We start from the raw sequence: 25,918 nt of genomic DNA on the forward strand, positions 1-25,918 counted from the left end.
TGTACCCTGTCCCTGCATGTTGAACCTTCCCTGGGACCTCTGGCTGAATCCGATTGACCTGCCCCCCGGTCTCACCCTCGAGACGGCGTTCGATGCGGCCACCGGGCGGCTGCAACTCACCGTGGTCAACAACTCCGGCGTTGCGGTCGTGCCTGGCGAGGTCGGCGTCGCGGGCGAACTCGATGCGCCCGCGACTGGCAACTGGGCCTGGCTCCACGGCCGCTATATGCAGATGGACGCGCTCGTCCGGAACTTCGGTGAAGACTCACCGCCCGGCTACGACGGTCGCTTCCTCCGCGATGCGGGCGAGACCCGTACCTACGTCTCTCGCGAAGTCGGTGCGCTCTCGATCCTTTCGCAGCAGCCATCTGTGCTCCTCGTAGGCTCGCTCCGCGGCGACCGCTTCTTCTTTTCGATCGAATACACCCTCGACGCCGCTGAGACGCGCATCCAGGGCATCGCCCTCCGATTCGATCTCGAAGCCGTGGAACTCGCCCCCGGCGAGCGGCTGGTCTTGCCCCCGCTCCTCTTCATCGCCGGGGGCAACGCCCTCGACCTGGTGGAGCGGTACGCCGATGAGGTGGCCGAAGCGATGCAGGCCCGCGTGCCCGCCCGTGTCCCGACCGGCTGGTGCAGCTGGTACTACTTCTACAACCGCGTCAGCGAGGCCGATGTGCTCGCCAACCTCTCGGACATGGTGCGCGAGATGCACCCTGCCGAATTCGTCCAGATCGACGACGGCTTCCAGTCGCACACCGGCGACTGGCTCATTCCGAACGAGAAGTTCCCTTCCGGCATGAAGGCCCTCGCGGACGAGGTCCGCGCCGCCGGCTACACGCCCGGGCTCTGGCTCGCACCCTTCGTCCTCAACGAGCACTCCGCCGCCTTGCGCGAACACCCGGACATGGTGCTGAAGACGCTCGACGGGCAGATGCTGTACGTGCAGACATGGCTCGGCCGGTGCGCTGTCCTCGATTGCACGCACCCCGAGGCCGAAGCCTGGCTGCGCAACACCATTCGCACCACCGTGCGCGACTGGGGCTACGGGTACCTCAAGCTCGACGCTCTGAGCTTCGCCGCCGTGTCATCCACGCTGGTCCGCTATCACACACCCGGCACGACTGCCCCGGCCAACCTTCGCCGCGGGCTCGAGATCATTCGCGAAGAGGCCGGTGACGAGACATTCATCCTCGGCTGCACCTGCCATTTCGCTCCCGCCGTCGGCCTCGTCGATGCGATGCGCGTCGGCCCGGACGTGAAAGAGGTCTGGGCCGATGGCCCGCACCCCTCGGTGAAGCATGCCATGCGCCTCACCCTGCAGCGGAATTGGATGCACATGCGCTGGTGGGCGAACGACCCGGACTGCCTCATCGTGCGCGATACCGACACGTCGCTCGATGAGGCCGAGACTCGCTTTCTTGCCACTGGCATCGCCCTCAGCGGTGGAATGGTCGTCGCCAGCGACGACCTGCCGAAGCTCAACCCACAGCGGCGCGAGATGGCACTTGCCCTCTTCCCGCCGGCCGGAGTCGCGGCCCGCCCGGTCGACCCCTCCGATGGTCCGGTCCCGCGCGTCTGGCGAGCCGACCTCGGTGAGGGCCGTTCGCTGATCGGCGTCCTGAACTGGGACGACACCGCCGAGTGGGTGCCCTGGACCGAAATCCTCCGCCCCGGCGAGGTCGCATTCGATGTCTGGAACGCCCGCCTGCTCCCGATGGGCGATGTCTTCCTGCGTGCCCACGAAGGCACGCTCTGGCAGGTCTCGGCCCCCGGCAAGACCCCCCCCGCGTCGTCGGCGACTCGGCCGGCCTCACCCGGAAGGACCTCTTTGCCCGTCAGGTCTCGGGCCGCCTCCAGGTTCGCAACGACGCGGCTCTGCCGCGAGTCATCGCGATCCAGAACCGCGGCCAGGCCTGGGAAGTCGACCTCGCCCCCGGCGAGATGCGCTGGTTCGATTAGCGGGCAGAGGGACGTGTCACGACTCTGGGTGCTCCACGGGACGATTGCTCAGGCCACCGCTCGGCGTCGCTTCGCCGTAGACATCGTAGGTGTAGGACTTCTGGCTGTTGCCCGAGCTGTCGACGATCGCCATCGTCGAGCCCAGGCCGTCGACGTAGCGGGCGGGCGGGGGGCCGGCCCCCGCGCCCGCCCAGCCGCGCCGGACTCGAAACAATGCCTGTGCCGGAAGGAAGCGTGGTGCTCGTCATCCTGCCTGCATCATCATACGAATACGTGGTGGAATTCGAGTTCCAGTCGGTGACAGATGTGAGTCGGTTCGCGTTGTCGTAGCCGTAGGTCACCTGGTTCGAGGATTGAACTCCTGGAGGAGTTGAGACCATTCTGCATGGTTAGACTCGGGTGAGCCGTCAGACTCAGGTCAACTTGGGCCAGTCTCGGCAGGGGATGGCCAGGAGTTGTGCGGCCTCGTTACAGATATCCAGCCGTTGCGAACTCATCGTGAAGACGTCGTTCACGTACCCGTTCATAACGCCGAACCGCGTCTCCCTCGAACGGCGAAACCGCGAGGATCACGTTCGCGGCTGCTACTGCCCGTGGCACGTCCCCTGACCGCAGCACGTTCGCATCAGGTCGAACGCGGCGCCCAAAAGTTCGGAACTAGGGCTAGGACTTCTTTGAACTTCGAGTCTGCGATTCCGAATTCCTTCAGACCGTAGTGCCTTCGGCCGAGAACGAGTGCCGCGTATGGCCTCACAAGTCCCCGTTCGGCTTCGCGGAACTGACCGACGGAAGCGGGAGTCCAGCCTTTTAATGCCCACTCCGCGTAGGCGAACCAGAACAGGGCGAACGAGTCGTGAGGGGCCGCAAGTTGCGCGGTACGAAATGCTTCTAGGCCCCCGAAGCCCCACTCCGCTTTGTCCAAGAACCATGCGAACGCTCCTTGGAGGAGCCAGTACGCTACTTCGGTTCCGTCCAATGCCTCGCGGCTCCTCTGGTGGGCGAATTCGCGCGCTCCGACGAGGTCGCCATGCTCCACCAAGCTGCGAAAAAGCGCGTAGGTTGAGGATGAGTCGCCCATTACGGGAGCACCCATGCATCAGTGACAATCCACTGTCCCGTGGCCTGATTCTCATAGGTGTTGACCTGGAATCTAACGCCGTTGTATTCCCCAATGAATTCTTCGACAAATTCGCCGTCTCCATGCCCGCTCCCTCGGCTACGAATCTTGTTCCCGGGATTCTTCGCGGTTCGTTCTAAGAGCTCGATTATCTTCTCCTGACTGAGTTTAATGCGGGTCCGTTTGTGCTTGGGTTGGAAGATATGGATCAGCCGGTGTGGGTCATTGACAGGCACTCTCGGCGCGGCCACCGAGCCCTTTCCACCGGCGCCTGCGCCAGGACCCGGCTGCTTCCCACCACTGGATTCTTCCGCGAAGTGCGTGAGACCGCTCGGGTCTCCGAAGTTGGAGGGCGCAGCGGCGGCGTAGCCGAAATTGGACTCGGTCCAGGATTGATCAAGGGCGAGCGGATCGCGGCTCAGGAACACCCCGGTCTCGGGGTCGTAGTACCGGGCCCGCAGGTACTGCAGGCCCGTGCCGTCGGTCTGCTGGCCGGCGAAGTCGAACTCACTCGCCAGCCCACCGCTCGGCGTGGCTTCGCCGTAGACATCGTAGGTGTAGGACTTCTGGCTGTTGCCGGAGCTGTCGACGACCGCCATCGTCGAGCCCAGGCCGTCGACGTAGCTCGAGACAATGCCGGTGCCGGAGGGAAGCGTGGTGCTCGTCATCCTGCCCGCATCATCATACGAATACGTGGTGGAGTTCGAGTTCCAGTCGGTGACAGACTCGGGCAAGGTTCGAATGGCGGTTGCCACCTACTCCCCCACCCACCGGTACTCCCGCAACCGGATCTTCCCCTCCAGGTCGAACCGCACTCCCTCTGTCTCCAGCCGTTGACGTTGGAAGTCCGCAGCCGGACCGCGGTTGCCATGACTAATGCCGCCGCGCACATTCACCACCCGCCACCAGGGCACGCCGCTCGTGCCGGGGAGGTTGTGGAGGGCGTAGCCAACCGCCCGGGCCGCTGCCGGGGCCCCGAGTTCGAGCGCGACCTGCCCGTAGGTGACCACACGTCCCGCGGGTACCTGCGTCACGTAGCCGTACACCCGCTCATAGAACGTCTCATCCACGCCGCGGATCCTCCGACGGCGCACGCTTACCAACCACTGCCCACCAACGGCCAACCTCCGCCGGCCGTATCATTTCCGCCACTATGACCACACCCGAACCCATCCTGCCCCTCACCGGGATCCGCGTCATCACCACCGGCCAGATCCTCGCCGCGCCGTTCTGTTCCACCCTCTTCGCCGAATTCGGGGCCGAAGTAATCAAGATCGAACCACCCGTCACCGGCGAATCGAACCGCGGCAGCGTCTCCTTCGCCCAGGACAACCGCGGACAGAAAGCGATCACCCTCGACATCACCAGGCCGGAAGGCGCCGCCGTCTTCCGCCGCCTCGCCGACAGGGCCGATGTACTGGTCGATAACAACCGCCCGGGCGCACTCGAGAAGTGGGGCTTCGCCCCCGATACCCTCCGCGAAACGAACCCCGGACTCGTCACCGTGCGCATCAGCGGCTACGGACAGACCGGGCCCTACAAGGACCGCGCCGGCTTCGACCGCGTCGCCCTGGCCTTCGCCGGCATCACCGGCCTGACTGGCTATCCCGACCGTCCGCCCGTGCGCCCGGCGTACTTCGTCGCGGACTATGGCGCCGGCATGTTCGCCGCCTTCGGGGCGATGCTCGCCCTCCGCGCGCGCGACCAGACCGGCAAGGGCCAGGACGTCGACATGGCGCTCTACGAAGCGGTCTGGCGCATGAGCGGCACCCACATCGCCAGCTACGGGCTCCAGGGCAAGGACCGCGAGCGCTCCGGCAACTACATGCCCGGCGTCGTCCCCGCCGAGCAGTTCGAAACCTCCGATGGCCACTTCCTCGTCATCAACGCGACCACTCCGCGTGCGTTCAGCAAGCTCTGCGAAGCGATCGGGCAGCCCGAACTCGTGCATGACCCGCGATTCGCCCCCGGACGAACCTGATGCAGAACCACGCTGCCATCCACGCCATCCTCGGGGAATGGGTGGGCCAGCGCCCGCTCGCCGAATGCCAGGCCACCCTCGATCAGTTCGGAGTGCCCGCGACGAAGGTCTACCTCATGGAGGACATCGTCGGCGACCCGCACTTCGCCGACCGTCACCAGGTCCTCTCCGTGGAATCAGCCGACTATGGCCACCTTCTCCAGCCCGGCGTCGTCCCCGTCCTCACCGCCACGCCAGGACGCGTCGCCCACCGCGCACCGCTCCTCGGCGAACACAACGAGGAGATCCTCCTCGGCCTGCTCGGGATGCAGCCCGCCGAGTTGGAGGGTCTCAAGGCGAAAGGACTGGTCTGATTCGGCCGCTCTCCGTATCGTGCCGGCCAGCGCGGGGCTCCGCGGGAGGGTTAGATGCTCGGCAAACGCGTCGTCGCCGCCATCATCGATATCGTCATCCTGGCAGTCGTCTTCTTCCTGATGTCTGCCGTCTTCGGAGACGCCGAGTCCGACACATCGGACGGCGCCTCGTTCTCCGCCAATCTCGATGGCCTCCCCGCCCTCGTCTACTTCCTGCTCGTCATCGGTTACTACATCGCCGCCGAGTTCTACCTGGGCGCGACACCCGGCAAGAAGGCGATGGGACTCAAGGTCGTCAGCGATTCTGGACCGCTCACCATCGGTGCAGTCATCCTGCGCAACGTCCTCCGTATCGTCGATGGGTTGCCCATCTTCTACCTCGTCGGATTCATCTGCGCCGCCGTGCGGCCTGATAACAAGCGCATCGGCGACATCGTCGCGAAGACCAGCGTGGTGGCTGCTTAGCGCCCGGCCGCGCTGGCAGGCCCCCGCAGTGTCCCGGTACAGTTCGCTCGCGGGCGAGCCACGACTCTCCACGTCCGCGAAGGCGAACACATGACGCTCGTATTCCCCGGCGCCCAGTGGGCCACGGAGGCCCCGGCGGCTCACGGTCTCGATCCGGGCCTGCTCCAGAGGGCCGCGGCTGCCGTCGGCAAGATCGACAAGCGGTACGGATTCCTGGTGGTCAAGGATGGCGTCATCGTCCACGAGACGTACTACGAGGGCGATGAGGCGACCAGGCGCCCGGTCTTCTCGATTACCAAGGGGTTCGGCGCCACGCTCGTGGGAATCGCTCAGAAGCGCGGCCTCCTGGACGTGAAAGAGAAGGTGAGTGACTGGCTCCCGGTGCACCATCCGCACATCAAGGAAGGCGCGACCATCGAGCATGTCCTCGCGATGACGGCCGGTGGGTCGCCGGAGGCGAACACCTACCGCTATACCAGCGGGCCGATCCTGAACAGCCTGCCGAACATCCTCTGGCTGGCGACCGGCAAGTCTCCTGCAAGGTTCTTCGATGAGGATCTCGCGGCTCCGCTGGGACTCACCCTCGATTGGCCGCGCAACGAGAAGGGCTGGATGCAGATCGGCAACCGAGGCCCACTCCCAGTGCTCCGGGCGACCCACCGGGACCTCGCCCGCCTCGGGCTGCTCTGGTTGCGAAAGGGGAAGTGGCGCCAGGAACAACTCCTGGACGAGTCTTTCGTCGATGCGGCCCTTGAGCCTCCATTCCCTGAAGCGAACACCGCCTACGGCTATCTCTGGTGGCTCAACAAGGGCGGAGGGACCTGGCGAGACCCCAAGAGTCCGCCCACCGCGCGCGATGGCAAGCGCATTCCCGGGGCCCCGGAAAACGTCTACACCGCCCAGGGCGCGCGCGGCAAGCTCATCATGGTCATTCCCGACCATGAAATGGTGGTCGTCACGCTCGGCGAAACGAACGACGAGTATCAGCCGACACTCGACCTCTGGGACGCGGTTGCCCCTGCGCTCCCCGTCTGACCGCCCCGGCCGCACACGCAAAACCGCCGCCACCTGTGGGACGGTGGCGGCGGTATGGGGGATGCCCTGGAAGCGGTGGAGAGGGGCCGCCCCAGGAAAGAGGCTGAATTAGGCGGCGGCGGCGATGCGATGCTCTTCATTCGTGATGAAGTCGCCGTCGCTCAGCCAGTTCTTGAATTCCTTCGTGGCGCCGCACGTCTTGCAGGTTCCAATGCTCAACTGGCCGTTCGGCTCATCGATTCGCCAGCGGTGAAAGTGCTGTTCCGTGGAGGCCGCCGGAGAAGTTGCGGTGCTGGTGGCGAGTGCCATGGTTGGTGACCATCCTTTCCGTTTGTTGACTCGCCTTCGCGAAGTCATCTACGCTTGTTTTCAGTGACCTGCGGCACTAGCTTTTCGCTAGTGGCGGGCCGTAGCGAAATAATAGCATCCGGCGCTATCGTGTCAATAGTCTTGGTACTAGCGTCCTGCAGCTTCTTAACACTATCAATACGGGAGCCAGCCCATGGCCCAGCGCAGCGACCTTGACCCAGCCAGGAAGACGTACAACCTCCCGTGCGTCATCGCCCAAACCCTGGACGTCCTCGGCGATCGCTGGACCCTGCTCATCCTCCGCGACCTCATGGCCGGTCTCCAACGGTATAACGACATCCTCGAGAGTTGTTCCGGCATGTCGCCCAACGTTCTCTCCGATCGGCTCAAGCGCCTCGAAGCCGAAGGACTCGTCAACCGTAGCTACTTCAAGGGTCTCCCCCCTCGCGTGGAGTACACCCTTACCGATAAAGGATGGGCCGTCAGGCCCGTCCTTTTGGCTTTGTTGGACTGGGGCCGTTGTTTCGCGGAGCCGCTCACCGAAGACAAGATCGGCCATTCGGTAAGCCACGATTTCGCGATGCGCGTGATCCCGACGTTCTCGTTCCGGCCCGAGACAGCCGCAGACCTCGCCGCCCGCATGACTGTCGAAATCTCCGACTGCAGCGATTGCAATACCTGGACCCTGGATATCCACGATGGCCACCTTCACCCCCGCCGTCACGGCGCCCCCGGCGCGGACGTCCACCTGAAGACCAACACCCAGGGTTTCTTCCGCTTCATCCGGGGCGAAGACGTTGCCGAAGCTGTCGGCGAATTGACCGGCTCGCCCGAAGCCGCGCTCAGCATCCAGGCTTGCTTCCAGACCCACTGACTCCCCATCTGAATGGGCCTTTCGCTCCTCTCTGACGGACACGGGGAAACCGCTCCGGTCGCTGATCATAACGGCGGACAAGTGTGAATCCCGCGTCCCGCATGGCTGATCCAATCGCGCAGGATTCGGGCCCACTCTATTCTTACCCACGATGCCCACCACACTCGCACCCGTTTCCGTCGCCGAGCTCAAGGATGTGGCGAAACGCCTCCGCGCCCACATCGTCGAAATGGTCTACCAGGCCCAGAGCGGACACCCGGGCGGCTCACTCTCGGCCGTCGAACTCGGCGTCTCCCTGTTCTGGAACCACCTCCGCTGTGACCCGGCCAATCCCGGCTGGCCGGACCGTGATCGCTTCATCCTCTCGAAGGGCCACGCGACGCCCTTCTACTACAGCCTGCTCGCCGAGCGCGGCTACTTCAGCACCGAGCTCCTCGCGAAGTTCCGCACTCTCGGCAGCCCCCTCCAGGGCCACCCGTCGATGTCCGCGGCGCCCGGGATCGAGATGTCGAGTGGCTCCCTCGGCCAGGGCCTCTCGTTCGCCATCGGCCACGCGCTCTCCGGCCGGCTCGACCGGCGCGACTTCCGTTGCTGGGTCATGATGGGCGATGGGGAGCTCAACGAGGGCCAGGTCTGGGAAGCCGCGATGGCCGTCCCCCACTTCGATCTCGGCGACCGCATCATCGCCATGGTCGACCGGAACGGGATCCAGAACGACGGCTTCGGCGACAACATCATGAAAATCCATCCGCCCGAAATGTGGCGCGGCTTCGGCTGGCACGTCATCGAGTGCGATGGCCACGACATGGCCGCCGTCGACCAGGCACTTTCGGAGGCCGAGCGACCGCATGAGAAACCGCGCGTCGTCGTGGCCTACACGGTGAAGGGCAAAGGCGTCAGCTATATGGAAAACAACCCGAGTTTCCACGGCAAGGCGCCGACGAAGGACCAGCTCGCTCAAGCCCTCGAAGAGATCGCCGGAGGCCTGAAGTGACCGCTCCCACCGCTCCAGCTGCGGCCACGCGCGAAGCCTACCCGGTCGCCCTCTCCGAACTCGTTGAACAGGGCATCGATGTCGTCGCCCTCGACGCCGATCTCTCGGCATCAACCATGGGATACCAGTTCGGCGAGAAATACCCCGAGCGCTGGCACTCCGTCGGCATTGCGGAAGCGAACATGGTCGGCATCGGCGCCGGATACGCGGCAACCGGCAAGACCGCCTTCATCGCCAGTTTCGCCTCGTTCCTCCCCGGCCGGTGTTTCGACCAGATCCGGACGTCCGTTGCCCAGCCGAAGGGCGGGCTGAATGTGAACTGCGTCGCCAGCCACGGTGGCGTCACGGTCGGCGAAGACGGCGCCAGCGCCCAGGCGATTGAAGACCTCGCCCTCATGACGTCGCTCATCCCGTTTGACGTGATCGTCCCAGCAGACTTCGAGTCCGCCCGCCAGGCGATCATTGCCGTGGGAAAGACAACGCGCCCGTCCTACGTGCGTACCGGCCGCCCGAAGGTCGCTGCCATCTACGATCGCTCGTTTCGCTTCGAAATCGGCAGGGCCAACGTCCTCCGGCCAGGTAGCGACGTGACCCTGATCGCCTGCGGCATCCTCGTCGGCATCGCCCTCGATGCGGCCGCCCAGCTCGCTGCCGATGGGATCTCCGCCCGCGTTATCGATATGGCGACGATCAAACCGATCGATCGCGATGCCGTCCTCGCCGCCGCGCGCGAAACTGGCGCCATCGTCACCGCCGAAGAGCACCAGACGCATGGCGGCCTTGGCACTCAGGTCGCACGCGTCCTCGCCGAGACACTCCCGACGCCCGTTGCGTTTGTCGGCGTGGACCGGTACGGGACCAGCGGCAAGTGGGACGAGCTGCTCGGCTACTTCGAACTCACCCCCGGCCGCCTGGCGGCGGCTGCGAAAGACGCTATCGCCCGGAAGCGGTAGGCGAGGCCCGCTCTCACACCCGTCTCGCGTCTTCCCATGCCTTCGCGATCACCGGCGACTCGAGTTCGGCGAAAGCCCTCTGGCCGGCGGCCGTACTGTGTACGTCATCGCGCCCCAGCGACTCCGCCACCGCTGCAGCTGGCCTGGCTGATACGTAGGTCACCCGCAACCTGGCGCACAGTGCGGCAAGTTGTTCGTCGAATTCACCGTTCCGCGCCAGTGCCCGTCGCTGGCCGCGCGCCGTACCTGCGGTGTTGTGGGCATGGCCCGGGCCCCGGACGACGGCGATCGTCGATTCCTTCGCCAGGATGACCCGGAGGACAGCTTCGACGTGCCTGGTTGCCTCGCCAGGAGTGAAGTACGTGTCGCCCCCGATGGCCCGCACGAGCCTGCGCCGGACCCAGACTGCCGCCCGGTTTGAGGCGACCGTTGGCTCGCTGCCCAGCCGTTTGCCCACGGCCGCCGGCCACCGTCCCAGCCGCCCCAGCGTGCGGTCGATGCGCAGCGGCACCGACTCGAACGAGACCCAGTAGGCGGCGCAGCGGATAAAGACCATGTCCGGTTCGTACTCATCGAGCCATCCGGCGACCTTCGCCGGGAGCTTCGAGCTCGGCCAAAACGCACGGGAAACCGTCTCCACCTCTTCGCCGATTGCCTCTGCCACCAGCCGCCGCGTGATGGCCTCCCCGCGCAGGAGCTCCGGGATCTCGTCGTTGTAGTCGTTGCTGTTCGTCAGGCGAAGCAGTCGCATTGGCAGGGCACCTTCCGATGAGGTTCACGTTCTCGCGAAAATCCTCCCACGGCAACCTCCGCGCTTTAGCTCTCAGCCGTACCGCTCGGGCTTCGGTTCACCAGCCCCTGCAGCCTGCGCCTGTTTCAGTCCCGGTAAGCACGTAGAATCCCGCCTTACAACCCAGCGGAGGACCTGCCCTTGCCCACCATCAACCGTGACGGCGTGAACATCTACTACGAAGATCATGGCACCGGACCGGCCATCCTCCTCAGCCACGGCTACAGCTCCACGACCCGCATGTGGACCGGCCAGGTGGAAGCCCTCCAGGATCGCTACCGCATCATCACCTGGGACATGCGCGGCCATGGTCAGTCAGATTCTCCGGACGAACCGACGGCCTACTCCGAAGCCGCGACCGTCGATGACATGGCCGCCATCCTCCAGCACCTCGGGATCGAAAATGCCGTCATCGGTGGGCTCTCGCTCGGCGGCTACATGTCGCTCGCTTTCAACCTCGCCCACCCGTCGATGGTCCGGGCGCTGATGCTGTTCGATACAGGCCCCGGCTATAAGAACCCCGTCGGCCGTGAGGGCTGGAACGTCACCGCAATGAAGCGGGCCCACACCTTCGAAACACGGGGCCTCGATGCGCTGGGCGCGAGCGCCGAGGTGCGTGTCTCGCAGCACCGTTCGGCCCAGGGCTTGGCCCACGCCGCCCGCGGGATGCTCGCCCAGTTCGACTCCCGCATCATCGAATCGCTCGAAGGCATCGCCGTGCCGACGCTGGTCCTCGTTGGCGAGGACGATCAGCCATTCCTCGGCGCGACTGACTACATGGCGAAGAAGATCCCTGGCTCGAAGAAGGTGACGATCCCGGCGGCCGGCCACGCAGCGAACTTAGACCAGCCGGCCGCCTTCAATGCAGAAGTCGAGAAGTTCCTGGCGACTCTGTAGGAACGTCCAGCACGCCGCGGGCGGGTAGCCCGGACTTCGCCGGCGGCCGACTCCTCCGCTCCGTTGCGGCAGGCTCCGGCCCTCTGCGAGTATCTTCGGGCCGGGCGCCGGTCGTCCGGCTTCCGAGCGCATACTCGCGCGCTGCATACCGAACCTGGAGTACTCCTATGTCCCGACAACAACGCATGTTCGGCCTCTGGCCCAGTCCCATCACCTCCTCGGCCATCGCCGCAGGCATTCGTCTTTCCGAACCCTGCTGGGATAGCGATGGCCAGACTCTTGCCTGGGTCGAAGGCCGCTCGGACAAGGGAGTCATCGTCGTCCAGGGCGCCCAGGACAGTTCAACGCGCGACCTCACTTCCGATATCTCCGTCCGAGCCTTCGTTGGGTACGGCGGCGGGGATTTCACCCTTTCTCATGGCGCTGCCTACTTCATCGGACAGGCGGACCAGCGCATCTACCGCCAGGAAATCGCTGGCGGCCGAGCCCGGCCGATTACCCCCGCCTTCGGCGCTGCTTCGACGCCGGTCGTCTCCCCCGACGGCCGCTGGGTCGCCTATATCCACAATTATGAAGATGTCGACGCCGTCGCCATCGTCGATTCCCAGGGCAAGCGCTGGCCCCAGCGTATTGGAGAGGGCCGCGACTTTTACATGCAGCCTGCCTGGCACCCCGCCGGCGACCGTCTCTGCTGGGTCGAATGGGATCACCCCAACATGCCCTGGGACGGTACCGAGCTCCGCGTTGCGACGCTCGCTTTCCCCGAAGACGGGCTACCCGTCGTCGCCGCAACCGAGGTCGTCGCCGGCAACTCCCAGGTTTCTGTCTTCCAGGGGATGTTCTCGACTGACGGCAACTCCGTCCTTTACGTCTCGGACGAGACCGGGTGGGGCCACATCTACCGGAAGGACCTGGCCGGGGGGAAGGTGGCCCAACTCACAACCGGGGAGTTCGAACACGGCACGCCCGCCTGGAGCCATGGCATGAGGACCTTCGCTCAGACCCCCTCGGGCACCGTTCTCGGAGTCCGCCAGCGAGCCGGGTACGGGACACTGGTAGCCATCTCGCCCTCCGGCGAGGCCACGGATCTCGGCCAGCTCCATCCGGGCTACACAGCCCTGAGCACGCCCGCGGCTGCACCCACCGGCGAAAAGGTCGCGCTGCTCGTAGCGGGCGGGAAGCAGCCCGGCCGTGTCGTCGTCTTCGATCTCGCGGGCAAGCCGCCTGCCCACGCAATCATCCGCCGCTCCGATACCGAGACCGTCCCCGCTTCAGCCCTCTCCACCCCCGAACCGGTCTCCTGGAAGTCCTTCGATGGGGAACATGCGCATGGGCTCTACTATCCCCCGGCGAGCGAAGGCTTCGAGGGGACCGGCGCGCCGCCCCTCATCGTCATCATCCACGGAGGGCCCACCAGCCAGGTGGTCGCCGGGTGGGCCGCCCAGGCCCAGTACTTCGCCACACGCGGCTACGCCGTGCTCTTCCCGAACTACCGTGGGAGCACCGGCTACGGCCGTGACTACATGCTGAAGCTGCGCGAAAGCTGGGGCATCTACGATGTCCAGGATGCGAAGTTCGGCGCCGATGCCCTCGCCGACCGTGGAATGGCCGACCCCTCTCGCCTCGTCATCATGGGTGGAAGTGCCGGCGGCTACACCGTCCTCCAGTCGCTGGTGGAGGTCCCGGGCTTCTACAAGGCGGGAATCTGCATGTTCGGCGTCGCCAACATGTTCACTCTCGCCGCCGATACGCATAAGTTCGAAGCCCGCTACCTCGATTCGATGCTCGGCCCGCTGCCCGAAGCTGCGGCCGTCTACCGCGAGCGTTCCCCTATCTTCCACGCCGGCAAGATCGTCGACCCCATCGCCGTCTTCCAGGGAGAGATAGACCGGGTGGTCCCGCGCGAGCAGAGCGATAGCATTGTGTCCTCGCTCAAGGCTCGCGGGGTCCCGCACGAGTACCACCTCTACCCCGGAGAAGGTCACGGCTGGCGCAAGCAGGAGACAATCGACGCGTTCTACAAGTCAGTCGAAGCCTTCTTGAAGACGCACGTCCTGTTCGCCTAGCTGTAGTTCCTACCACCGTTGTTTGCGGGCGAGAGGCCGCCGGTCAGGCACAGGACGGCGACCAGCTCTTCGTGCCGGGCTGCAGGTGGGACGGCGCAGCGCCGACAATTCTGGAGAGGGAAGTGCCATGCGCGTGTCATTGTTCGGCCTTGCGGCCATCGCACTCATCGGTCTGGTGGGATGTGGAGGCGATGACGACAGTGACTCGGCGCCGAAGGCCGACCTTACCGCCTGGAAGGAAACCGCATCGCGGACACTCGCCGGCGAGGCGGAGCGATACGGCGCCTATGTGGACGCCGGAGACGCATGGAGCAGTGCGGCGAAGGCGAAGTGCAAGTCCGGCGATACCGCCTGCGAAAAGAAGTTGCCCGAGTTCACTTCTTGGAACACGGCCGCGAAGGCGTGGGGCGAGTACGTCGACGAGGAGTTCGGAGAGCTGGAGGACTCAGCTCCCAACAGCGAAGCCGAAGAACTCGCGAAGGAAGCCCACGATGCCCTCCACGAGCGCGCCACGAAGGCCGTGGATATCGTCGTCGGAGGCAAGGCCGCAGAGTTCGAACGACTGGAGAGTCGAGCGCGCGAAGCTGGCGGGGCGCTGATGAAGTACGCCTGCCCGAGCGGGCGGAACTGCCCGGGCTTCTAAAAGGCCCGCACCCGGCGGCGGTCCGTCGTCTCCCCGCTCTTCCACACCGTGCAAGTCGCCGGCCTCGTGCGGCCCGCGCCCGAATGACTGCCGTGGATGCTAGGATCGCGCCGCTGTCTGGCGACCGCCGGGAAGTGGAAGTTCGCCCTGACAGGCCGGTGGACGGATGCCCTCCGATACAACCGGGCCTCTTGCGGGCGTCGCCTGGCAACCCGATTGAACACAACCCCCGAGGAGATTTGAAGCATGGCAATCACCAGGGAAGAGGTCGCTCAGGCGATGCATGGATGGGTCGAGGCGTTCAACGCCCGCGATGTCGCCCGGGTCTGGGCCATGGAGGGAGGCGGAGTCGGTTACGGTTACCGGACCCGCGCCCCGCGTGCCGTAACGACATCGGACGACGCCGAGTTCAAGCGATGGTCGGCCCGTTTCTTCGAAACTTTTGAGAGTCGCCGCATGGAGCTGGAGATCCTGGAGACCGATGTCGCCGGGGAGCTCGGCCTCGCCTGGGGTACCTACGTCGAGACCTTCCAGCAAAAAGGCTTCGCCCCGGAACAGGCCCGCGTGCGCTTCTCCCAGGTGATGTCCAGGGACGAATCCGGCTGGCGGGTGGTCATGTTCCACCGCGACATCCAGCCCTTCGATGAACGGGGGGTCTACCCCCGGTCCCTCACGACACTCTGAACCGTCGGAAAACACAGCAACACAGCGTTTATCAAGTCAGAACCCCCGCGAACAGCTCGAACGGAAGGGAAGGACGAATCAATGAAAGGCGAACTCAGGACGGAGTGGCTCTTTGACCTCCACGCGACGGTAGATGCGGTGAATGCCTACCAGGTCGGCGATTTCGGCGGCGGAATGCGCACGATCTATCCCGTCACTGGCGGGACCGTCGATGGACCGCGCCTCCGCGGCAAGGTCATGCCGTTCGGGGCCGATTTTATGGTCGCCCGTGCCGACAAGGTGAACGTCCTCGATGTCCGTGCAGTAATTCGCACCGAAGACGGCGCGGACATCTACGCGTTCTATCCGGGGCTCCTCCACCAGGATTCGCTCGGACCTCTCGCTGAGACTCCTGCCGACGGTATGTACTTCCGGACCACGCCCCGGTTCGAGACAGGCGCCGAACAGTACCGCTGGCTGAACCGCATCCTCGCCGTGGGCGTCGGCTGGATCGACCAGCCCGGCACCGTTTCGTACAAGGTCTACGCGGTGCTTTGAGAGGCCGCTGCCGGCGCTCGTCGCACTACCCCTTGTAAAGCTGTTCCCACAGTTGGCGCTCTTCCGGCCGCGGGTCGGACGCCAGCCGGCTCTCATTGTCGATCAGCATCGTCTTCCGTTCGGTGGCCGAGTAAGGCTCCCAGCGGGGGAGGTCGCCGCTGTTCGGGTCGCCGGTGCGTGCGAACGCAGCCCACGTGGCGCTGACCTTCGCCGCCAGCGTGTGCGCCTCCGGTGTGGCCCGCGTGAATGTCGCCCACGTGCCCAGCGCGACGTTGTCGAAGACGAAGGGGATCTCCAGCGCGTGTGGCGTCTTCAGCTTCCCCCAGCGGGCCGGCGACTCCCACTCGAACGTGTAGTGATACGCGGGCGCTCCTCCCTGGGCAGCCTTTCGTTCCGCTATCCGGATGGAATCGATCGGGTATCGCAGGAACCCCGTATGGATGGCGATGTAAAGGTCCGAAGGCGAAGCGTCCGGGTAGAGCGCGCGCATCTCCTGGATCACTTCTTCGGATCGTTCGCGAAGGAGGCGCGACACCCGCTTCTGGAGACCGGTTTCGTCGAGCTCGAACGCCTCTTTGTCATTCGCGAGGAACAGTGTCGCCTCGGTCCGGTTGAAGCCAACCATCAGAGGCACGTCGGCGGAGAGTCCGGGCGCGGCAGGCGTGAACGGGTGAGAGGGCAGGACCGCGCCGTCCATGACCGGCCGGAATCCGCCCCGCGCATTCGACGACGGCATCTTCGCCGCAGCCGCCGATTGCGCGGCCATGATTCGGCCGAGTGGCAGTCGCTGGATCTCTTCGAGGTTGCCCGGCTTCACCCCGAGTTCCGAAAGCACCGCCTCGGCGAGCTGGGTAGCGTAGGCGGCTTCGTTGACCCGGAGTTCTGGGCCGCTCTGGATGATCGCGCGGTGGAAGAGGCCCTTGGCTGCGGGCATGGCCATCAGCACCGCTGTCTTCCTGCCGCCGCCGGATTCCCCGAAAACCGTCACATTGCCGGGATCCCCGCCGAACGCGGCGATGTTGTCGCGCACCCATTCGAGCGCGGCGACGATGTCGAGCATGCCGGCGTTTCCGGAAGAGGCGAACTCCGGCCCGCCGATCTCCCCGAGATGGAGGAAACCGAGGGCATTCAGGCGGTGGTTGATGGAGACCACCACCACGTCGCCGCGGCGGGCAAGGTTCGAACCATCGTAGGCGGCGCCGCCCGAGCCGCTGATGAACCCGCCGCCGTGGCACCAGAACATCACCGGTCGCCGGCTGCCGTCACCGGTGCCAGGCGTGAACACGTTCAGGACGAGGCAGTCTTCGCCCTCGTTCCCTCGGGCATCGTCGATCGGGTTGGCGGAGCCTGCTCCATCGCGGCTCAGTTGCGGCGCGATCGGGCCGTAGGTAAGAGCATCGCGGACGCCCGCCCACGGCTCCGGCTTGCGCGGGGCCATGAAACGGTTCGCGCCACCCGTGGGCGCCCCATACGGGATGCCCCTGAACGTCTGGATCCCGCCCTGAATCTCGCCGCGGAGGGAACCCGCGGATGTCTGGACGGTAGTCGTAAAAGCCTCTGTCGAAGTCATGCGTTGTGCCTTTGGGAGTTGTGGCGCCGATGGTAGCAGGCGAACTTCGCACCATCACGCAAGAAGAGGCCGTACCATGCCCGGAACACATGTCGGCAGGGCATTCATGACAGGCGCCCACCCCAGTTACCGCATCGTCCCGCACGATCCGGATTGGGCCCCGATCTTCGAGTCAGAGCGTGCCCTCATCGCAGCGGCGCTGGGGCTGCCGCCCGGACAGGTGGAGCACATCGGCAGCACCGCCGTGCCCGGCCTCGGCGCGAAGCCGATCGTCGATGTCATGGTCGGCGTAGAAGAAGAAGCGGCCTACCCGCGCTACGTCGCGCTGCTTGCACCTCTCGGTTACGAATACCGCGGCGAGACGGTCCCCGGCACGCTGTACAACCGCAAGCAGGGGCCGCCGCGGGTCAACGCCCATGTGTGCGTGCTCGGCGGCGAATTCTGGTCCGAACACCTGCTCTTTCGCGACTACCTGCGCGCCAATCCGGCGACGGCCGGGGACTACGAAGCGCTCAAACGCCGGATTCTCGATGAAGTCGGCCAGGACCCGCCTGCCTACAACGCCGCCAAGGAAGGCTTCATCCGCGGTGTCATCCTCGACGCGACGCAGACCTCGGGGACGAAGAATCCCTCTCCGCGGTCCTGGAGAGGGATTCTCGATTGAGGTTCGTGCCTCGTTCACACGGTCGATGAAGCGAGCGGGTTAGACGGAAGCTCGCCTGCGCCTCGCGAGGCCCGTCGCCGCGAGCCCAAGTGCGGCAGCGATCGTTGCCACCCCTGCGATGGCGGGGAGCGTGCTGCCCGTGCTGGCTTCGAGTCCCGTACCGGTATTCGGCGGCAACGGCGCGGTCCCCGTCGCAATAACCGCACAGGCGATACGCCCGCCGGAATTGCCCGTCGGATCAGTCACCTGGTCGTCGGCGCCGGCGTGGACCACGAGCGACGAGCCATCGGCGTCATTGATGCTGAGCGGACCGCCTGTGAGCGAGATCCGGTTTGTGGTTGCCTGGTGCGTACCGCTTCCATCGAACGCGGCCGGGATCTGCGTGAGGTCGCCGCCATGCGCGCCGTCCACAGAATCGAGCCCATGCTTCTTGTTCGTCGGGTTGAAGTGCCCGCCGGCCGATGCAAACGCTGGACCTTCGCACTTCCCTGTCTGGTGGATGTGGATGCCGTGCGCACCCGCGGGAATGCCTGCCGCATCGACGCGGACGAGGACGACGCCCGCCGCGTCCTGGTGTAGCTGCACCGTGCCGATCGCCTGGCCTGTCGTATCAACGAGCGTCGCGGGGGGGGGGGGGGGGGGGGGGGGGGTCCCTGGCCCCCCCCCCCCGCCCGCCCGGCCCCCCCGGGCCCCCCCCCCCCCCCCCCACCCCCCCCCGCCTTGCCCGTGCGGCGGGCCCGTCACTCCCGCCAGGCCATCGCCTCCCGGGCTGCCGCCTGTTCGCGAACGCTCTTCGCTGCCCACCGCGCGAGGAACTCCTCCCCCACGATGCCCTTCGCCGTCTGCCAGCTGAGGGGTGGCTCTGCCGTCTCGGTCCGGTCCCTTACGGCGGCCAGGAACGCTCTCGAATCGCCGAAGTCGAAGCTCCGAAGCACTTCGCAGGCGATGTTCCCCGCTCCGCCGAATGCAGGGTCGCCCATTGCCGTCAGCGTGTGTGCGATCCCGGCCAGCTTCGATACCTCCCGTCCGCTGTGAAGCCCGAGCGGTTCCAGCAGTCCCGCCTGGGCCTCCGCCAGGACCGTGACGGCGAACGTCCCGGATGCGGCCACCAGTTCAGTCGTGTAATTCGTCTTCGAAAGCACCACCAGCAGCCGCGGCCGCTCGGGCACAATCGAAGCGCCGAAGACCGAAACGCAAATTTGCGCGTTTGGCCCCTTCGGCCCGCGGCTCCCGATCGCGCACAGCGGCGCCCAGAAGTGAGAAAGTACGCTGATGCGTTGTTCGCTCATGGCCGAACTGTAAACCGTCTGTAACGCTTGCTGCACCAGACCATTTACCGTTTTACATAGAGCCCGGAGCACGTCGACAATCCCACCATGCAGATGCAGGACTGCCTCTTTTGCCGGATGAGCCGTGGAGAAATCCAGGTGGAGAAGGTTGCCCAGAACGAGCACGCCTTTGCTATCCGCGACATCAATCCCCGCGCACCAATCCACTGCCTCATCATCCCGAAGGTTCACGTCGACAGTGCCCGCGAGTTCGAGTGGAACCACACCGAGATGCTGGCCGGAGTGTTCATGCTCGCGAAAGACGTGGCGCGCGTCGAAGGAGTCTGGGAGAGCGGTTACCGCCTCGCCTTCAACGTGGGCGATGCCGCCGGGATGACGGTCCATCACCTCCATCTGCATCTGCTCGGCGGCCGCATGCTCGGCCCCGAAGGCTAATGGTTGCCTCCGTCCGCGAGCAGATTGCCGCCATCCAGGCGGAGTTCAAGTCCCGGCCGGAAGGCCTCGTCCGTCACGTCCAACGCGTGCTTGTCGAAGCCCTGGACCTGGCCGACCGCTACGACCTGGACTGCGACCGGGTGACGCTCGCCGCGTGGGGACATGACCTCTTCCGGTCCTTCGCCCCGGATCAGCAAATCAGGCTGGCAACCGAGGCAGGACTGTCCATCGAAGCGGCCGACAGGGCCGACCCGGTGCTCCTGCACGGGCCTATCGCGGCGGTAACCCTCCGGCAGCGGTTCGGCGTGATCGATGACGAGGCGCTCTCGGCGGTGCGCGACCACACCCTCGGCGCAGCGCACATGCCCATGATCGCCAAGGTCATCCTGCTGGCCGACAAGTTCGAGAAACGGAAGCGGGACCGCACACCGGTGATGAAGGAGATCCGCCGGCTCGCCTGGCGGGATCTGGACATGGCGCTGTTGTGCTGGGCCGATTGGAAGTGGATTGAGGAGCGGGAACACGGGTGGCAGAGCCATCCGGCCCACTGGCAGGCACGGACCACCTGGGTGGCCGAACACCACGCCGAACTTGCCATGCAGCTCGGCGAGGACCCGCCTACGGGATCTTGAGCTCCTTGCCAATCTGGAGCGTCGCGCAATCGGCCTCGGTCATGTTGTTGGCTTGCAGCAGCGCCGCGAGAGACACGCCGTTCGCCTCGGCAATCGTGCCGCAGAAGTCGCCGGATTTTACGACGTAGGTCTTTCCGCCCGCTCCTGGGGTACCAGTCCCCGAGGTCCGCGTTCCCGTCGCGGTTGGGCCTGCGGTACCCGGAGTCCGGGTACCGGTCGCTGTCTGGCTGCCGCCGGGCGCTTGCGTCCCGTTCGCTGGCTGCGTCGGCTGGCCGCCGGCGGCCTGGGCCGTGCGCGTCTTGTCGACCGCGGCGGCCGTCGCGACGGTGTCGGCGGGCGAGAGTCCCCCGTCGTCCCCGTCATCGACGAGGTTCTGGATGGCGAATGCGATCGCCACGATGACGAGCGCCAGGGCGAAGAGTCCGGCCGTCATCACCGGCATGCTGATGCCGCCCGTGCGTGGCCGTGGCCCAAGGGTGCCGGCATTCGCGGGTCGCTTCGGTCGAGATTCGCCCTGGGGGCGCTGCTTCTGGCCGGGGCGTGGCGCGCGTACGGGTGCCTCGGTCGCTCCCGCGGGGGCCTGGCTCGTGCTCGCCGCGACTGGAGCGGCGGCGGCCGCCCCGGGTGCTGGCCGCGCCGGCACGCCTTCGCCAAGGTAGACCGGGCAGGTCACATGGTTCGCGCCCAGGCAATGCTTCTCCTGGTGCGGCGTCGCAATCCGGGTTGGGTTCGGCAGCCGGTAACAGCGATGCGCTTCCGTCGCGTAGGTCGCGTGTGAATCCGCGTCATCGGCAAGGCCGAGGTACGGGCATACGGCCGAATATTCTTCCTGCGTCACATGTGCTCCTGTCCCGCGAGCGCTCCTGCCACCGAAATCCATGGTATCAGCCATATCGAAAGGCGAAAGGAGGCCACGAAGCAAGGAGTCCGGCGCCGCCCGGGCCGGGGACCGCCTGTATGGGGGTGGGGCGCCCCATTGGGATGGGGCGCCCCTTGCGACGGGGAGGACAATGTCGCTTGGCGAACCCTTGGTCAGGAGGCCGCCTACCCTAACTAACGGACACTTCAACTCGTGGCGAAGGGTGCCCCTCCGGATGATTCGGTGACCGTTTGGTGCAGCCCGGTATGAGTCCAATCGGGACCCGAATTAGTGCGCGAAGTGCCGCATTAATCGTGCCGACAGGTTGCCTCGCTCGCCGGCCGCGATCCGCTCCAGGCCGAGCCACCGCGCCATCGCCCGGAGTTCCCTCGCCAGTGCGGTCGCCGTTTTCCCGGCCGGTGCGCCGGGTTCCAGGTGGGCAGCCGGCACGAGCAGGGTCCGCGTCTTGCGGTCTGCCTTGAGGTCGACTCGAGCCGCGAGGTGGTTGTCATTCATGAATGGCAGCACGTAGTACCCGTACACGCGTTTCGGCTCCGGCGTGTAGATCTCGATGCGGTACCGAAATCCGAACAATCGCTCCGTCCTCGCCCGGTCCCAGACCAGGTTGTCGAACGGACTGAGCAAGGCGCTCGCGCTCAGGTTCGGTGCGGCAGCGACGCCGGGCGCCAGGTACGCCTCGTCCTTCCAGCCTTCCACACGCACCGGACGGGCCATCCCCGCTGAAACGAGTTCTGCGATCCGCGGCTTCACTTCGGCAGTCTTCAAACGGTAGTAATCCGCGACGTCGTGCGCCGTCGCGACACCAAGCGCCGCGAGCGACTGGCCCACCATTTCGCGATGGGCGTCTGCTTCCGCGTGTCCGGGGGTTTCCAGCACTTGGGGGTCGAAGACGCGGTCCGCCACGTCGTAGATTCGCGCGAAGTTCCGCCGTTCCTTCACAGCGAGCCGCCCGTGGGCGAACTGGTATTCGAGCGCGACCTTCGCGTGGCTCCACTCCCACCACCCCTTGCTGCCGCGCTTCCCCTCGAGCTCACCCGCCTGTGCGGGTCCCTCCTCGCGCACCTTCTCCAGGACGGATGCGAAGTACGCCTGGCGCTCCGCCGTCAGGTGGCGGCTGTGCCAGCGCCGCCCGCGATCCATCCGATGGCGCAGCAGGGAGTAGTCGGCCAGCGGGATGAAGCAGGCCTCGTGCGCCCACTGCTCGAAGACATAACGGTCACGGTACGCGAGCTCGTCGAGCATCTCCCGCCGGTACGGCCCCAACCGCGAGAAAAACGGCATGTAGTGGGCGCGCACCAGCACGTTCACCGAATCGATCTGGATCAGGCGAAGCCGGTCGATTGTCCTGCGCATGTCATCCGCGCCCGGTCTTCGCGGACGGGGGAGGCCGAACCCCTGCGCGGCGAGGGCTATCCGGCGGGCTTCGTCGCTCGAAATCGAATCCATGAACCACTATTCTAGGCGGCAGCGGAGCCACCGGTTGAGGCTGTCCCGAAGTTGACAGCACTTATCGCTGTGATACTCTTCTCATTCGGCGCTTATTGACTGGCGAACTTTACGAGTTTGCGCAGGTCGCGAAGCTGAGTGCTTGAAGACGGCTCTGGCCCATGACGGTGCCGGGGCGCTGTTCACGAACAGGCTTTTCGGCCTGTTTTCGTGCCCAGAAGAAGAAGGCCAAATCGGCCAAACAACCGCGGTTGCTGAATACAGGCCGCCCGAAAAAGCCCAGTGCAGGGGAGCAGCGATGCCGACCATCAACCAGCTCGTCCGCAAGGGACGCACGCCGAAGACGAAGAAGTCTGGCGCGCCTGCCCTGCTCTTCAGCTTCAACTCGCATTCCAACCGGCTTACCAAGGTCGGCGGGAAGTCGGGTTCCCCCCAGAAGCGGGGCGTTTGCACCCAGGTGCGCACCCAGACGCCGAAGAAGCCGAACTCGGCCCTCCGCAAGGTCGCCCGCGTCCGCCTTTCCAACGGCATCGAAGTCACCGCCTACATCCCCGGCGAGGGTCACAGCCTCCAGGAGCACTCCGTTGTGCTCGTCCGCGGCGGCCGCGTGAAAGACCTCCCGGGCGTCCGCTATCACATCGTCCGTGGCGCCCTCGATGCGACCGGCGTGAACAACCGCAAGCAGGGCCGTTCCAAGTACGGCACCCGCAAGAACGCCCAAGCGGCCGGCCGCAAGAAGTAAGGCCTGACAGGAGTCTTCGACAATGGCCCGACGTAACCGTCCAGAACGGCGCCCGACCCTGCCCGATGCGCGCTTCAACTCGTCCACCGTGCAGGTCCTCATCAACAAGGTGATGACACGGGGCAAGAAGAGCACCGCCGAACGCGTGGTATATGGCGCGTTCGATCGCATCCAGACGCAGACGGGCCGCGACCCTCTGGACGTCTTCCAGCAGGCCGTGCGCAACACCACGCCCGTGCTCGAAGTGAAGCCCCGCCGCGTTGGTGGCGCCACCTACCAGGTTCCGGTCGAGATCCGCGCCGACCGTCGGCTTGCGCTTTCCATGCGCTGGCTCCTCACCGCCGCTCGCAGCCGCAACGGCCGCTCCATGAGCGAGAAACTCGCCAGCGAGTTCCTCGACGCTGCAAATAACACCGGTGCTGCCATCAAGCGCCGCGACGACACCCACCGTATGGCCGAAGCCAACCGCGCCTTCGTCCATTACCGCTGGTAAGCGAAAGGCCTCGGAGAATTCATGCCCCGCACTGTTGAACTCGAGCGCATCCGGAACATCGGCATCATTGCCCACATCGACGCGGGCAAGACGACGGTGTCCGAACGCGTCCTCTTCTACACCGGGAAAACGTACAAGATCGGCGAGGTCCATGAGGGTGCGGCGACCATGGACTGGATGGAGCAGGAGCGCGAGCGCGGAATCACCATCACCTCCGCCGCCACCTCCTGTGAATGGAACGACCACCACTTCAACCTGATCGATACTCCCGGCCACGTCGATTTCACCGCCGAGGTCGAGCGCAACCTGCGCGTCCTCGATGGCGGCGTCGTCGTTTTCGATTCCGTGGCCGGCGTTGAACCCCAGACCGAGACGGTGTGGCGCCAGGCCGACCGCTACGGCGTCCCCCGCATCGCCTTTGTAAACAAGATGGACCGGACCGGCGCCGACTTCTGGCGCACTGTGGACATGATGATCGACCGCCTCGGCGGCAACCCCATCCCCATCCAGATCCCTGTTGGCTCCGAAGGCGAGTTCAATGGCTGCATCGACCTCATCGAGAACTGCTGGTGGTGGTTCGGTGGCGACAAGGGCGACAAGCCAGAGCGCCGCGATGTCCCCGAAAACCTGAAGCAGGCGGCCGCCGAAGCCCGTGACAAGCTCATCGAGGGCATCGGCAACGTCGATGACCAGATCGCCATCAGCTACCTCGAAGGCCACGACATCGGCATACACGAGTTGAAGACGGCTATCCGCCGGGCGACGCTCCTGAGCCTCGCCGTGCCGGTGCTTTGTGGTTCGGCGCTGAAGAACAAGGGCGTCCAGCTCATGCTGGATGCGGTCGTCGATTACCTTCCGAGCCCGATCGACATCCCCCCGGTGAAGGGCACGGACCCGAAGCGCGGCGGCGAAGTCGAACGAAGCGTCTCCGATCAGGAGCCGCTGAGCGCCATCGCCTTCAAGATCGTGACTGACCCCTTCGTCGGCCGCCTCGCCTACATCCGCGTCTACAGCGGCGTCCTCAAGGCCGGCGAAGGCGTCTACAACTCCACCAAGGACGAACGCGAGCGCGTTGGCCGCCTCCTCCTGATGCATGCGAACCAGCGCGAGGAGATTGCCGAGATCGGCACCGGCGGCATCGCAGCCGTCGTTGGCCTCAAGCAGACGTTCACCGGCGATACCCTCTGCGCACAGGACCATCCCGTCATCCTCGAGAACATCACCTTCCCGGAGCCCGTTATCCGCGTGGCCCTGGAGCCCAAGAGCAAGGAAGACCAGGACAAGCTGGGCGTCTCACTCGGGAAGATGGCCGAGGAAGACCCGACCTTCCACTGGACCTTCGATGAAGAAGCCGGCCAGACCCTTATCTCGGGAATGGGCGAGCTCCACCTCGAAGTCATCGTCGACCGCATGAAGCGTGAGCACAAAGTGGAAGCCAACGTGGGCCGCCCCCAGGTGAGCTACCGCGAAGCTATCACCCAGAAGGCTCGCGCCGAAGGCCGCTTCGTGCGCCAGAGCGGTGGCCGCGGGCAGTACGGCGTTGTCGAGCTCGAAGTCGAACCGCTCGAACGCGGCATGGGCTACGTCTTCGAAAACAAAATCGTTGGCGGCTCGGTCCCGAAGGAATACATCCCGGCCGTGGGCCAGGGCGCCAAGGAAGCCCTCCAGGGCGGCATCCTCGCCGGATACCCAGTCCTCGATGTGAAGGTCAGTCTCATCGATGGCAGCTTCCATGCCGTCGACTCTTCGGAAATGGCCTTCAAGAACGCCGGCTCCATCGGCGTGAAGGAAGCGGCCCGCAGGGCCGGCATCGTCATCCTCGAACCGATCATGAAGGTCGAGGTGCGCTGCCCGGAGGATTACTTCGGGTCGGTTGTCGGCGACATCAATTCGCGGCGCGGCATCATCATGGGTACGGATTCGATGGGCAAGACCCAGATCGTCCACGCCATGGTCCCGCTCGCCGAGACCTTCGGTTACTCCACAGACCTGAGATCGCTTTCTCAGGGCCGCGCGAGTTACAGCATGGAATTCGACCACTACGAAGAAGTTCCCAAGAACGTCGCCGCCCAGCTCACGAAGCAGTCGGCGTAACCCAACCGCGAACACG

Annotated in this window: 28 protein-coding genes; 19 read left to right on the forward strand and 9 right to left on the reverse strand. The window is 65.5% G+C overall.

Going from position 1 to position 25,918, the window contains the following annotated elements; all coding sequences use genetic code 11:
- The first annotated feature begins 16 nt into the window (after positions 1-16).
- Positions 17-2,260, forward strand: coding sequence for an alpha-galactosidase (locus IPG14_RS18295; protein WP_343392770.1), 2,244 nt, complete (start codon positions 17-19; stop codon positions 2,258-2,260).
- 776 nt (positions 2,261-3,036) lie between these two features.
- Here IPG14_RS18295 and IPG14_RS18300 read toward each other — a convergent pair.
- Both IPG14_RS18300 and IPG14_RS18305 read right to left on the reverse strand, forming a co-directional pair.
- Positions 3,037-3,831, reverse strand: a complete 795-nt coding sequence (locus IPG14_RS18300; protein WP_343392771.1) for an RHS repeat-associated core domain-containing protein — start codon at positions 3,829-3,831, stop codon at positions 3,037-3,039.
- On the reverse strand, positions 3,832-4,146 hold the full coding sequence (locus IPG14_RS18305) for an MGMT family protein (RefSeq protein WP_343392772.1): 315 nt from the start codon (positions 4,144-4,146) through the stop codon (positions 3,832-3,834).
- An 83-nt stretch (positions 4,147-4,229) separates the two neighbouring features.
- On the opposite strand from IPG14_RS18305, the gene IPG14_RS18310 reads away from it, so the two are divergent.
- The 4 genes from IPG14_RS18310 to IPG14_RS18325 all read left to right on the forward strand — a co-directional run bounded on the left by IPG14_RS18310 (position 4,230) and on the right by IPG14_RS18325 (position 6,910).
- The gene (locus IPG14_RS18310) at positions 4,230-5,057 is read left to right on the forward strand and encodes a CoA transferase (RefSeq protein ID WP_343392773.1); all 828 of its coding nucleotides are present in this window, start codon (positions 4,230-4,232) and stop codon (positions 5,055-5,057) included.
- On the forward strand, positions 5,057-5,410 hold the full coding sequence (locus IPG14_RS18315) for a CoA transferase (protein WP_343392774.1): 354 nt from the start codon (positions 5,057-5,059) through the stop codon (positions 5,408-5,410). The genes IPG14_RS18310 and IPG14_RS18315 overlap by 1 nt, the downstream gene beginning before the upstream one ends.
- A 54-nt stretch (positions 5,411-5,464) precedes the next feature.
- Positions 5,465-5,875 carry an RDD family protein gene (locus IPG14_RS18320; protein WP_343388345.1) on the forward strand — a complete coding sequence of 137 codons (411 nt, stop codon included), beginning with the start codon at positions 5,465-5,467 and terminating at the stop codon, positions 5,873-5,875.
- 90 nt (positions 5,876-5,965) lie between these two features.
- Positions 5,966-6,910: a serine hydrolase gene (locus IPG14_RS18325; protein WP_343392775.1), complete on the forward strand. Its 945-nt coding sequence runs from the start codon at positions 5,966-5,968 to the stop codon at positions 6,908-6,910.
- Positions 6,911-7,018: 108 nt separating this feature from the next.
- Here the strand turns inward: IPG14_RS18325 and IPG14_RS18330 are convergent, their stop codons facing one another.
- Positions 7,019-7,219: a hypothetical protein gene (locus IPG14_RS18330; protein WP_343385521.1), complete on the reverse strand. Its 201-nt coding sequence runs from the start codon at positions 7,217-7,219 to the stop codon at positions 7,019-7,021.
- 193 nt (positions 7,220-7,412) lie between these two features.
- Between IPG14_RS18330 and IPG14_RS18335 the strand changes: the two genes are divergently transcribed.
- The 3 genes from IPG14_RS18335 (at position 7,413) to IPG14_RS18345 (ending at position 10,040) form a co-directional block, all read left to right on the forward strand.
- Complete coding sequence (locus IPG14_RS18335; protein WP_343388343.1) at positions 7,413-8,093, forward strand: helix-turn-helix domain-containing protein; 681 nt, start codon at positions 7,413-7,415, stop codon at positions 8,091-8,093.
- Between the two features lie 151 nt (positions 8,094-8,244).
- Complete coding sequence (locus tag IPG14_RS18340) at positions 8,245-9,087, forward strand: transketolase (RefSeq protein WP_343385519.1); 843 nt, start codon at positions 8,245-8,247, stop codon at positions 9,085-9,087.
- A complete protein-coding gene (locus IPG14_RS18345) occupies positions 9,084-10,040 on the forward strand; it encodes a transketolase C-terminal domain-containing protein (RefSeq protein WP_343392776.1) in 957 nt (318 codons plus the stop codon). The genes IPG14_RS18340 and IPG14_RS18345 overlap by 4 nt, the downstream gene beginning before the upstream one ends.
- A 13-nt stretch (positions 10,041-10,053) precedes the next feature.
- Here IPG14_RS18345 and IPG14_RS18350 read toward each other — a convergent pair whose 3' ends face one another.
- Positions 10,054-10,791: an SGNH/GDSL hydrolase family protein gene (locus tag IPG14_RS18350; RefSeq protein ID WP_343392777.1), complete on the reverse strand. Its 738-nt coding sequence runs from the start codon at positions 10,789-10,791 to the stop codon at positions 10,054-10,056.
- A gap of 180 nt (positions 10,792-10,971) precedes the next feature.
- Between IPG14_RS18350 and IPG14_RS18355 the strand changes: the two genes are divergently transcribed.
- The 5 genes from IPG14_RS18355 (at position 10,972) to IPG14_RS18375 (ending at position 15,657) form a co-directional block, all read left to right on the forward strand.
- The gene (locus IPG14_RS18355) at positions 10,972-11,727 is read left to right on the forward strand and encodes an alpha/beta fold hydrolase (RefSeq protein WP_343385516.1); all 756 of its coding nucleotides are present in this window, start codon (positions 10,972-10,974) and stop codon (positions 11,725-11,727) included.
- 167 nt (positions 11,728-11,894) lie between these two features.
- On the forward strand, positions 11,895-13,793 hold the full coding sequence (locus IPG14_RS18360; protein WP_343392778.1) for a S9 family peptidase: 1,899 nt from the start codon (positions 11,895-11,897) through the stop codon (positions 13,791-13,793).
- Positions 13,794-13,920: 127 nt separating this feature from the next.
- The gene (locus IPG14_RS18365) at positions 13,921-14,436 is read left to right on the forward strand and encodes a hypothetical protein (RefSeq protein ID WP_343392779.1); all 516 of its coding nucleotides are present in this window, start codon (positions 13,921-13,923) and stop codon (positions 14,434-14,436) included.
- A gap of 246 nt (positions 14,437-14,682) precedes the next feature.
- Entirely contained in the window at positions 14,683-15,120 is a 438-nt protein-coding gene (locus IPG14_RS18370; protein ID WP_343388336.1) for a nuclear transport factor 2 family protein, read from the forward strand.
- A gap of 81 nt (positions 15,121-15,201) precedes the next feature.
- Entirely contained in the window at positions 15,202-15,657 is a 456-nt protein-coding gene (locus tag IPG14_RS18375; protein ID WP_343385512.1) for a DUF3237 domain-containing protein, read from the forward strand.
- A 25-nt stretch (positions 15,658-15,682) separates the two neighbouring features.
- Here IPG14_RS18375 and IPG14_RS18380 read toward each other — a convergent pair whose 3' ends face one another.
- Entirely contained in the window at positions 15,683-17,227 is a 1,545-nt protein-coding gene (locus IPG14_RS18380) for a carboxylesterase/lipase family protein (protein WP_343392780.1), read from the reverse strand.
- A gap of 76 nt (positions 17,228-17,303) precedes the next feature.
- On the opposite strand from IPG14_RS18380, the gene IPG14_RS18385 reads away from it, so the two are divergent.
- Entirely contained in the window at positions 17,304-17,891 is a 588-nt protein-coding gene (locus tag IPG14_RS18385) for a GrpB family protein (protein ID WP_343392781.1), read from the forward strand.
- A gap of 39 nt (positions 17,892-17,930) precedes the next feature.
- On the opposite strand, the gene IPG14_RS18390 is transcribed toward IPG14_RS18385, so the two are convergent.
- Positions 17,931-18,476: a superoxide dismutase family protein gene (locus IPG14_RS18390; RefSeq protein ID WP_343392782.1), complete on the reverse strand. Its 546-nt coding sequence runs from the start codon at positions 18,474-18,476 to the stop codon at positions 17,931-17,933.
- Positions 18,477-18,631: 155 nt separating this feature from the next.
- Positions 18,632-19,180, reverse strand: coding sequence for a flavin reductase family protein (locus IPG14_RS18395; protein ID WP_343385508.1), 549 nt, complete (start codon positions 19,178-19,180; stop codon positions 18,632-18,634).
- An 87-nt stretch (positions 19,181-19,267) separates the two neighbouring features.
- Between IPG14_RS18395 and IPG14_RS18400 the strand changes: the two genes are divergently transcribed.
- Positions 19,268-19,615, forward strand: coding sequence for an HIT domain-containing protein (locus IPG14_RS18400; RefSeq protein ID WP_343385507.1), 348 nt, complete (start codon positions 19,268-19,270; stop codon positions 19,613-19,615).
- Positions 19,615-20,247, forward strand: a complete 633-nt coding sequence (yqeK, locus tag IPG14_RS18405; RefSeq protein WP_343385506.1) for a bis(5'-nucleosyl)-tetraphosphatase (symmetrical) YqeK — start codon at positions 19,615-19,617, stop codon at positions 20,245-20,247. Before IPG14_RS18400 ends, yqeK begins: the two co-directional genes overlap by 1 nt.
- On the opposite strand, the gene IPG14_RS18410 is transcribed toward yqeK, so the two are convergent.
- Together IPG14_RS18410 and IPG14_RS18415 are read right to left on the reverse strand one after the other, a co-directional pair.
- Positions 20,234-21,085 (reverse strand): LysM domain-containing protein, encoded by an 852-nt coding sequence (locus IPG14_RS18410; RefSeq protein WP_343392783.1) that lies wholly within the window; start codon positions 21,083-21,085, stop codon positions 20,234-20,236. The two genes, yqeK and IPG14_RS18410, sit on opposite strands and share 14 nt — an antisense overlap.
- Positions 21,086-21,394: 309 nt before the next feature.
- Entirely contained in the window at positions 21,395-22,573 is a 1,179-nt protein-coding gene (locus IPG14_RS18415; protein WP_343392784.1) for a crosslink repair DNA glycosylase YcaQ family protein, read from the reverse strand.
- A gap of 298 nt (positions 22,574-22,871) precedes the next feature.
- Here IPG14_RS18415 and rpsL point away from each other — a divergent pair, with 298 nt between their 5' ends.
- From rpsL to fusA, 3 genes are read left to right on the forward strand one after another with little or no spacing between them, the layout of a single operon-like run.
- A complete protein-coding gene (gene rpsL / locus IPG14_RS18420; RefSeq protein WP_343385503.1) occupies positions 22,872-23,315 on the forward strand; it encodes a 30S ribosomal protein S12 in 444 nt (147 codons plus the stop codon).
- A 22-nt stretch (positions 23,316-23,337) separates the two neighbouring features.
- Positions 23,338-23,808, forward strand: a complete 471-nt coding sequence (gene rpsG, locus IPG14_RS18425; RefSeq protein WP_343385502.1) for a 30S ribosomal protein S7 — start codon at positions 23,338-23,340, stop codon at positions 23,806-23,808.
- A 21-nt stretch (positions 23,809-23,829) separates the two neighbouring features.
- Complete coding sequence (gene fusA / locus IPG14_RS18430) at positions 23,830-25,902, forward strand: elongation factor G (protein ID WP_343385501.1); 2,073 nt, start codon at positions 23,830-23,832, stop codon at positions 25,900-25,902.
- The last annotated feature ends 16 nt before the right edge of the window (positions 25,903-25,918 follow it).

This window comes from Candidatus Amarobacter glycogenicus, from assembly GCF_016704105.1.
GTDB lineage: Bacteria > Chloroflexota > Dehalococcoidia > Tepidiformales > Tepidiformaceae > Amarobacter > Amarobacter glycogenicus.

What these genes read in the sequence shown, in the direction of transcription:
- IPG14_RS18295 (WP_343392770.1), top strand. Translation starts at nt 17, where the DNA reads ATGTTGAACCTTCCCTGGGACCTCTGGCTGAATCCGATTGACCTGCCC.
- IPG14_RS18310 (WP_343392773.1), top strand. Translation starts at nt 4,230, where the DNA reads ATGACCACACCCGAACCCATCCTGCCCCTCACCGGGATCCGCGTCATC.
- IPG14_RS18315 (WP_343392774.1), top strand. Translation starts at nt 5,057, where the DNA reads ATGCAGAACCACGCTGCCATCCACGCCATCCTCGGGGAATGGGTGGGC.
- IPG14_RS18320 (WP_343388345.1), top strand. Translation starts at nt 5,465, where the DNA reads ATGCTCGGCAAACGCGTCGTCGCCGCCATCATCGATATCGTCATCCTG.
- IPG14_RS18325 (WP_343392775.1), top strand. Translation starts at nt 5,966, where the DNA reads ATGACGCTCGTATTCCCCGGCGCCCAGTGGGCCACGGAGGCCCCGGCG.
- IPG14_RS18330 (WP_343385521.1), bottom strand. Translation starts at nt 7,219, where the DNA reads ATGGCACTCGCCACCAGCACCGCAACTTCTCCGGCGGCCTCCACGGAA.
- IPG14_RS18335 (WP_343388343.1), top strand. Translation starts at nt 7,413, where the DNA reads ATGGCCCAGCGCAGCGACCTTGACCCAGCCAGGAAGACGTACAACCTC.
- IPG14_RS18340 (WP_343385519.1), top strand. Translation starts at nt 8,245, where the DNA reads ATGCCCACCACACTCGCACCCGTTTCCGTCGCCGAGCTCAAGGATGTG.
- IPG14_RS18350 (WP_343392777.1), bottom strand. Translation starts at nt 10,791, where the DNA reads ATGCGACTGCTTCGCCTGACGAACAGCAACGACTACAACGACGAGATC.
- IPG14_RS18360 (WP_343392778.1), top strand. Translation starts at nt 11,895, where the DNA reads ATGTCCCGACAACAACGCATGTTCGGCCTCTGGCCCAGTCCCATCACC.
- IPG14_RS18365 (WP_343392779.1), top strand. Translation starts at nt 13,921, where the DNA reads ATGCGCGTGTCATTGTTCGGCCTTGCGGCCATCGCACTCATCGGTCTG.
- IPG14_RS18370 (WP_343388336.1), top strand. Translation starts at nt 14,683, where the DNA reads ATGGCAATCACCAGGGAAGAGGTCGCTCAGGCGATGCATGGATGGGTC.
- IPG14_RS18375 (WP_343385512.1), top strand. Translation starts at nt 15,202, where the DNA reads ATGAAAGGCGAACTCAGGACGGAGTGGCTCTTTGACCTCCACGCGACG.
- IPG14_RS18380 (WP_343392780.1), bottom strand. Translation starts at nt 17,227, where the DNA reads ATGACTTCGACAGAGGCTTTTACGACTACCGTCCAGACATCCGCGGGT.
- IPG14_RS18385 (WP_343392781.1), top strand. Translation starts at nt 17,304, where the DNA reads ATGCCCGGAACACATGTCGGCAGGGCATTCATGACAGGCGCCCACCCC.
- IPG14_RS18395 (WP_343385508.1), bottom strand. Translation starts at nt 19,180, where the DNA reads ATGAGCGAACAACGCATCAGCGTACTTTCTCACTTCTGGGCGCCGCTG.
- IPG14_RS18400 (WP_343385507.1), top strand. Translation starts at nt 19,268, where the DNA reads ATGCAGATGCAGGACTGCCTCTTTTGCCGGATGAGCCGTGGAGAAATC.
- yqeK (WP_343385506.1), top strand. Translation starts at nt 19,615, where the DNA reads ATGGTTGCCTCCGTCCGCGAGCAGATTGCCGCCATCCAGGCGGAGTTC.
- IPG14_RS18415 (WP_343392784.1), bottom strand. Translation starts at nt 22,573, where the DNA reads ATGGATTCGATTTCGAGCGACGAAGCCCGCCGGATAGCCCTCGCCGCG.
- rpsL (WP_343385503.1), top strand. Translation starts at nt 22,872, where the DNA reads ATGCCGACCATCAACCAGCTCGTCCGCAAGGGACGCACGCCGAAGACG.
- rpsG (WP_343385502.1), top strand. Translation starts at nt 23,338, where the DNA reads ATGGCCCGACGTAACCGTCCAGAACGGCGCCCGACCCTGCCCGATGCG.
- fusA (WP_343385501.1), top strand. Translation starts at nt 23,830, where the DNA reads ATGCCCCGCACTGTTGAACTCGAGCGCATCCGGAACATCGGCATCATT.